This window comes from Stenomitos rutilans (genome assembly GCF_059505485.1).
Map to the genome: position 1 here is coordinate 188,520 of NZ_JCACKR010000159.1, position 7,041 is coordinate 195,560.

Sequence of the window (7,041 nt, forward strand, 5' to 3'; positions counted from 1 at the left end):
GAAGCTGACCGCTAAGCGTTCTCAAAACTCCCCTCACTTTTACCTTTTCTTCTGCACCGCCATTGTCACCAGGCTAAACAACTCTTGCGGATCGCCAGTGCTGCCGAAGGCTCCATGCTGGCGAGCTTCGGTTTTCAAACTTGGTTCGTTGGTACTGCCATAGATGATGACAGGTGTATCAACGCCCAAGCGTTGGAGTTCTTCCAGGAGAATGTAACCGGCCTGGGAGATGTTGGCTTGCCGCATGTCGGAGACGATCGCATCATAGGGAGCTAGCCGAATTTTTTCGAGCGCGTCCTGCACGGATGCACTCATGGTAAAGACGATGCCCAGGGCTTCGAGCGATCGAATCTCGTGAGCGTTGTCTGACGGATTGTCATCGACCCAAAGCACTGAAGCGCTGGCAAGCTGTTGCGCGACTTTTGGCTTCAGCGTTTGGCTAACAACCGCCGCGATTTCCCTGGCTTCCTCAGCACCCGGAAGCTGCGGACTACTGCTGGTAGCATCACCAGACTTAATCGCTGCCGCCGAACCCAACAGTACTCCTGCCTCAATGCGCCGTTTTGCCGTCGCTTCTAGCCCAGAGGCACCCGCCCTAAAGCTAAATTCGCCCAGGTTGTTCACAAAGTTCCGTAGCGGCGCACCAAAGTAGATCAGTACAAACAGAATGAGCAGTTGCCAACTCAAGGCTTGCGCCAGCGAAACAAACACTTGCAGCAGCTTGATTAAGTCGTCGATCGTCATGAGAGTGTGACAAAATCGTTGGGCGGTCAGCGGTCAGTGTAGAAGTTTTGAGTTTTGAGTTGAAGAGCTATTAGCTATCAGCTCCTTATTATTTACCTTCTACCTTTTGCCTTTTACCTTCCATCACATTTTAGGACGATACAAATAGCCATTACGTAACTGGACAGCGGGATGATTGGACAGGCGAATCAAGCTTTCGTCGTGAGTCGTCACAATCACAGTAATACCCACTGAATTCAGCTTCTTAAGAATTTTAATCACCTGCCAGGAATTATCGGGGTCAAGGTTCCCTGTGGGTTCATCGGCTAGCAGGATTGGTGGGGTGCCGACGATCGCCCTGGCAATACTGACGCGCTGCTGCTCACCCCCCGAAAGCTGTTCTGGAAAACAATTTGCCTTGTGCGTCAGCCCAACCATTTTAAGGGCAGGCTGCAACCGACGATGAATTTCTTTGCGCGGTAAGCCCTGTGCCCACAACACAAACGCTACATTCTCCAGGACGGTGCGACGAGGGATTAACTTATAGTCTTGAAACACAATGCCAATGCGACGGCGTAGTTGGGAAAGGCGATCGCCCCGCAGAGTAGACAAATTACAACTATCGACCAGCACATCGCCTTCACTAGAACGCTCTTCTCCGTAAAGCAACTTCAGCAGGGTTGATTTGCCAGAACCAGACGGCCCCGTAATGAAGAGAAAATCACCCCGCTTGATGTCAAGGCTGACGTTGACCAACGCTTTACTGCCGTTCTCATAGGTCTTGCTCACGCCCTGCAAAGACACGAGCGCATCAGCACTGGCTGCTTGTGGTGATCGGTCTGCTGCACTGGAAGGCTGCTTGTTAAATACCTGAGTCATAAAGACATTGAGACCTTAATCCAACCCATTACAGCACAAAAGGGGCGTTTGGGGGCAAAGAACCTTCAGCGGTCAGCGGTCAGTGTAAAAGTTTTGAGTTGAAGAGAGCTATCAGCTATCAGCTATCAGCCGTCAGTGTGGAAGTTCTGCCTTTTACCTTCTCCCTTCTCCTACCGTTCCAACTTATTTGGAATGCCTTCACAGCCACCAGGAATCGAACTCCGGGTTTTAGCTCCCCCCCAGGCGCAGAAATATTCACGTTGCTCTTGAGACAGATGCACTGCACCTGTAAAGTCAGCACCTTCTACGACGGCTCCGGTATACGCTCCGGTACGGTAGTCTGGTAGCTCTGTTTTGCTGCGAGGGCTGGCTGTTGATGCTTTGCCATAAAAGAAGCGCGTGCCGTTGATATCTGCACCACGCAAGCTGACCTGACAAAGAACGGTGCCGGAGAGGTTGGTTCTCACCAAATCACACCCACTCAAGTTGGCGCGAATCAAGTTGGTTTCACTCAGGTCAGTCCACCGTAAATCGGTCTTCGACAAATCGGCTCCTGCTAGCATGACACCCAGGTCAATGACTCTCACGCCGTAAACACGGTCTTCTTGATAGCCGCCAGTGCCGTCTAGAATCGCACGTCCCAAACGTTGATCGCGCTTGAGGGGGCTGAGCAACCGGGCACGACTGAGAAAGCGAATGATTTTGGCTTTGCCGCCACCATCGACACTGCTGAGAATGGCAGCAGTCCGCCCTTCAGCGATCGCCCTCTCCTGGGGCCAATCTTCTAACAAGCCTTCGTCATCCAGCACCAGATCCGAAATACCCTGAAAGAAGCTATCGATCGTCTGTTGCTGTGTGATGAGGTTTTGCTGCGTGGTCAGGTCTTTTTCAATAATGTACTGCCGCCACGCAATATAAAGCGCCAGCACTGCAATGAGGATTTGCCCCACTGCCCCAAAGACCTCGCCCAAGGCACCAACCGCATCCCAATTGGCGGCTTGAAATAACTGGCTAAACCAGCGATCGACGCCAATGACTTTGAGCAACGTCACCAGAGCAATGAACCCACCTACAAACGCGATCGGGATCGCAGCTTCCTGGCTTGAAACCAGTTCACTTAAAAACGGGCGCAGGAACGGCTGCCAAAGGATGCTAACAGACGCAGCAAGGGCGATCGTGGCACCGATAAACCCTAACCAGCTCAAGTTCAGCACCAGTCCCACCAGCATGACAGCCGTTCCCACCAGCACGATCACAGCGGCTGGTAAGCGTTGCGGTGAGTCAAAGAGATTGGACTGAGCCACTGGCCCTGGTGTTGTAGACGCTAACGTCACTGGTTCCAGCGTCTTTCCCGTGGCTGCCTCATAGCTGCCTACTCTATGCCCATTGCTGCTAGTCAACCCGTCAAGACGGACGGTTTCGCTTTCTGCGGGTGAAGGCTTGGAACCAGGTGAATCGGGATTCATTGTCATACTGAGTGAACGCTAGCTGGCACCCTATCATGGCTCATAGGGATAGCTTAAACAACAGCCAATGGAGGCACCTATCACCCTGGGTGCAATTGCGTTACACACCTGGCGCAAACTGCCGCCGATCGCTCCTTGATTGAAACACCTTCATCCTACTCGCTGACATGCTCTTGGCGACGTTCCCTTGAACTCATCGCGATCGGCTCATCAAGCAATTGATGAAATTAGAGCACAAACAGTTCTTCGCCCGTTGTGCCTGTCACTTGTGTGAAGACAGTGGGGTCATTGGGATCTGTGTTGAGCAGCACCGTTGTTGTGGTTTCGGCTGTAAAGAAGAGGCGATTACCAACGGCTGTAAGGTTATGGGGCGCAATACCTGTGTAGGTTGCGCTTACAGCAACGGTGCCTGCATCTGTGCCGTCACTCTTCCAGATGCGGGTGCTGCCATCATTTGCCGTAAAGAACAAACTACCGTTGACGCTGGTTAGTGAGGCTACAGCATCATTGCCTGAAGCGTTGATGGCTTTCACGCGGCTGGTTGTGGTGCCGTCACTCTGCCACAGTTCAAGGTCGGGCGAACTACTGGTGCCAGCATCAACGATCAAGAACAGCTTGGAGCCAACAGCCGTCAGGCTGGTCGGCAGGCCCCCTACGGAGGGGAGGGCGCTGACCAGGGAGACCACTCCAGCCGCTGTGCTTTGCCATAGTCCATACACATTTGACCCATTCTTCGCAATGAAGTACAGCGTTCCGTTCACGTTCACCAGGCTGCTGGGGCTTGAATCACCCACGCCCGAATTAATGTCAGAAATGCGGGTGGTGCCAGCAGCCGTACCATCACTACGCCACAGTTCCAGGCCGTTGCTGCTCGTGGTGGCTGTAAAGAAGAGGGTATTGCCGATCGCCACCAGATTGGTAATGCCAGCACCTGTCCCAATATCTCGCAACAAGGTGGTCTGTGTGCCGGAAGCGCCCAAGCGCCAGAGTTGATTGCCGTTGCCTGCGGTGAAATAGAGCGTGCTACCTGCTGCAACGATTAATCCTGGTTGACTGTAGCTAGCGGTTGTTTCAACTTTAACGGTGTTAGCACTGGTGCCATCGGTTTTCCATAGCACCAACCCGCTACCATCATCAGCTTCAAAGTACAGTGTGCCGTTAAAGTTGACCAGGTTGCGAGGGTTAGAGCTGCTGGAACCCGATCGAATATCTTTGACGATCGTCGGGCTGGTTGCGCCCGTTAAATCGACTTTCCACAATTCTGTTCCTCTCACGCTATTGTTAGCGGTGAAGTACAGCGTGGTGCCAATAACCGTCAGGTTACTGGGGTTTGAGGAACCGCTGGAATCGGGTGTGGTATTGAGGTCTGCAATCAGGCTGGTGCCTGCACTGCTGCCATCGCTGCGCCATAATTCCACCCCACTCGATCCATCATTTGCCGAGAAGTACAAGGTGCCGCCCGCATTCGTAAGGTTGCTGGGTGTAGAACTATTGGTGCCTGTAGCCGTTGCGTTTTGCGTTGGGTTCAAGTCTTTGACGAGCGTTGGCCCGTCTGTGACGTTGATGTTGATGGCTGCGTTCGCTGTTTGTGCCCCACCCGAACCAGTGTTGCCGTTGTCATTGACCGCGATCGTAATCTGGTCTGTGCCAGTGAACCCGCTGCTGATAGGGTGATAAACCAGGTTGGTCAACGCAGCGTTGATGTTAGCAATGCTGCCGCTGATGGTAACGGTCTGGCTTCCATCGCCGCTGACGGTCAAGTTGGCGGTGGTACTCAATGTCAGGTTGCCACTCGCTGACGTTAACGTAACTGCAACAGGATTGGTGCCTGCATCCGGATCGCCGATGCTGAGACCCGATTGAATCACCAGATCCGAGTTACGGAAGACGACCTGGCTACCGGGTACCGTAATCGTGGGGGGATTATTGGCACCCCCAACCACGATCGAAACGGTCGCTGGATTAAGCGAGTTGACAATGCCATCGTTGGCAAAGTAGGTAAAGCTGTCAGCGCCCAAATAACCAGCCGTCGGGGTGTACACAAAGGAACCATCGCTGTTGAGGCTCACACTCCCGTGAGTCGGAGCCGTGCCGCTAACCGCTCTGAGGACATCGCCTTCAGGATCGGTGTCGTTGGTCAATACGCCAGTCCCGGCTCCGATCGTCAAGGTACTGTTTGCATTCACCGTGTAGCCTGTATCGTTGACAGCCGTGGGGGGAGTACTGGTGTCCTTGATGGTCACAGTCACCGTTGCGTTGGTGCTGAGGGTGCCGTCACTGGCCGCATAGACAAACGTATCGGTCGTGTTGGTGACACCTGCGTTAGGGGTGTAGGTGAACGAACCATCGGCATTAAGCGCAAGAGAGCCTTTGGTTGGCGCATTCACGACGCTTGCGGTAAGGGGTTGACTGTCAGTATCGTTTTGCAGCACGCCACCGGCCGCATTCTTAACCAGCACATTGTTTTTGTTGACGCTATAAGTATCGGCATTGGCAACCGGAGCCGCATTGGTCACGATCGAGAGCGAGACCGTACCCACGCTGGCCGAATCCTGCAACCCGTCATTTGCCCGGTATGTGAAGGCATCGGCACCGACGTATCCCGCATCAGGCGTGTAAACAAAGGAGCCATCCGCACGCAGGAGCAAACTACCATGCGTCGGCTGATTTGCCAGCAAGACTCTCACCGTTTGACCCGCATCGCTGTCTGTATCGTTTGCGAGTACTCCTGGCGTATTGATGGTTAAGGCCGTGTTGGTGATGACTGAGTAACTGTCATTGCTAACCACAGGAAGCGCATTGCTCACGATACTGAGGGTCACAGTGGCAGGGCTTGAATTGACCGCGCCGTTATTCGCCCGATAGACAAAGGTGTCGGTTGCATTCGTCACGCTGGCATTAGGCGTATAGGTAAAGGTGCCATCAGTATTCAGGAGAAGCGTGCCCTGGCTGGGGTTGGTCACGATCTGAGCGGTTAGCGTCGCGCCATTGGTGTCGCTATCATTGTTGAGAATGCTCGATGTTTGACTCACGCTGAGCGTAGTGCCTGCAACCACCTGATAAGCATCATTTTGGGCCGTCGGGGCAGCGGCAGCAGAAACATTAAGAGTCACGGTGGCAGAGGTTGTCAGGGCACCATCACTAGCTTTATAAACGAAGGTATCGGTACCAGTTGTAAAGGAGCCATTGGGGACATATGTGAAGGAGCCATCGCTATTTAGAGAAACGGTTCCCTGTCCCGCATTGCTGACCAAGCTTGCTGTAAGTGGCTCAGCATCGGTGTCATTGCTGAGTACTCCAGAAAACTGACTGACGGTCAATGTACTGCCAGCGAACGCACTATACGTATCATCCTGGGCGATCGGAGCCACATTTGTACTAATACTCAACGTGACTGTCGTTGGAGAACCGATCGAGAAGCCGTCGCTCGCCCGATAAACAAAGGTATCCGTTCCGTTTGTCACCCCGACATTGGGTGTGTAGACAAAAGAACCATCGCTATTGAAGCTAAGACTACCGCTGCTGGAAGTAACCAGGTTGGCTGTGATGGTATCGCCCTCTGCGTCACTGTCGTTTTGCAGCACTCCAGAGAACGCCACGACGGTTAACGGCACACCAGCAGACACGGCATAGGTATCAGAGCTGGCGATCGGGGCTGTATTGCCAAAAACGGTCAGCGTTACCGTAGCAGGACTAGAATCCAAAGCCCCATCATTTGCTTTGTAGACAAACGTGTCAGTCCCAGTAAAGCTCGTTGTTGGCGTGTAGACAAATGAGCCGTCACTATTTAAGACAACACTACCATTGCCAGGATTGCTCACCAGAAGGGCCGTTAGTGTTGAGCTTTCTACATCCGTATCGTTCTTCAATACTCCATTGGCAGCAGAAACCGTCAACGGTGTATCAGTAACGGCCCTAAAGCTATCGGCGACGGCCGTCGGTGCTTGGTTGGTCGGTGCGGTGACCGAGAGAT

At 53.2% G+C, this 7,041-nt stretch carries 4 protein-coding genes; all 4 read right to left on the minus strand.

The features are described from left to right. Nucleotides 1-39: 39 nt before the first annotated feature. Nucleotides 40-744 carry a response regulator gene (locus AC5JLP_RS32230; RefSeq protein ID WP_496071957.1) on the minus strand — a complete coding sequence of 235 codons (705 nt, stop codon included), beginning with the start codon at nucleotides 742-744 and terminating at the stop codon, nucleotides 40-42. Nucleotides 745-867: 123 nt separating this feature from the next. Continuing rightward, on the minus strand, nucleotides 868-1,602 hold the full coding sequence (gene ftsE / locus AC5JLP_RS32235; protein ID WP_496071958.1) for a cell division ATP-binding protein FtsE: 735 nt from the start codon (nucleotides 1,600-1,602) through the stop codon (nucleotides 868-870). A 170-nt stretch (nucleotides 1,603-1,772) separates the two neighbouring features. Next, entirely contained in the window at nucleotides 1,773-3,068 is a 1,296-nt protein-coding gene (locus AC5JLP_RS32240) for a pentapeptide repeat-containing protein (RefSeq protein WP_496071959.1), read from the minus strand. Nucleotides 3,069-3,295: 227 nt separating this feature from the next. After that, nucleotides 3,296-7,041, minus strand: a 3,746-nt coding sequence (locus AC5JLP_RS32245) for a beta strand repeat-containing protein (protein WP_496071960.1), incomplete at its 5' end; no start/stop codon positions are given.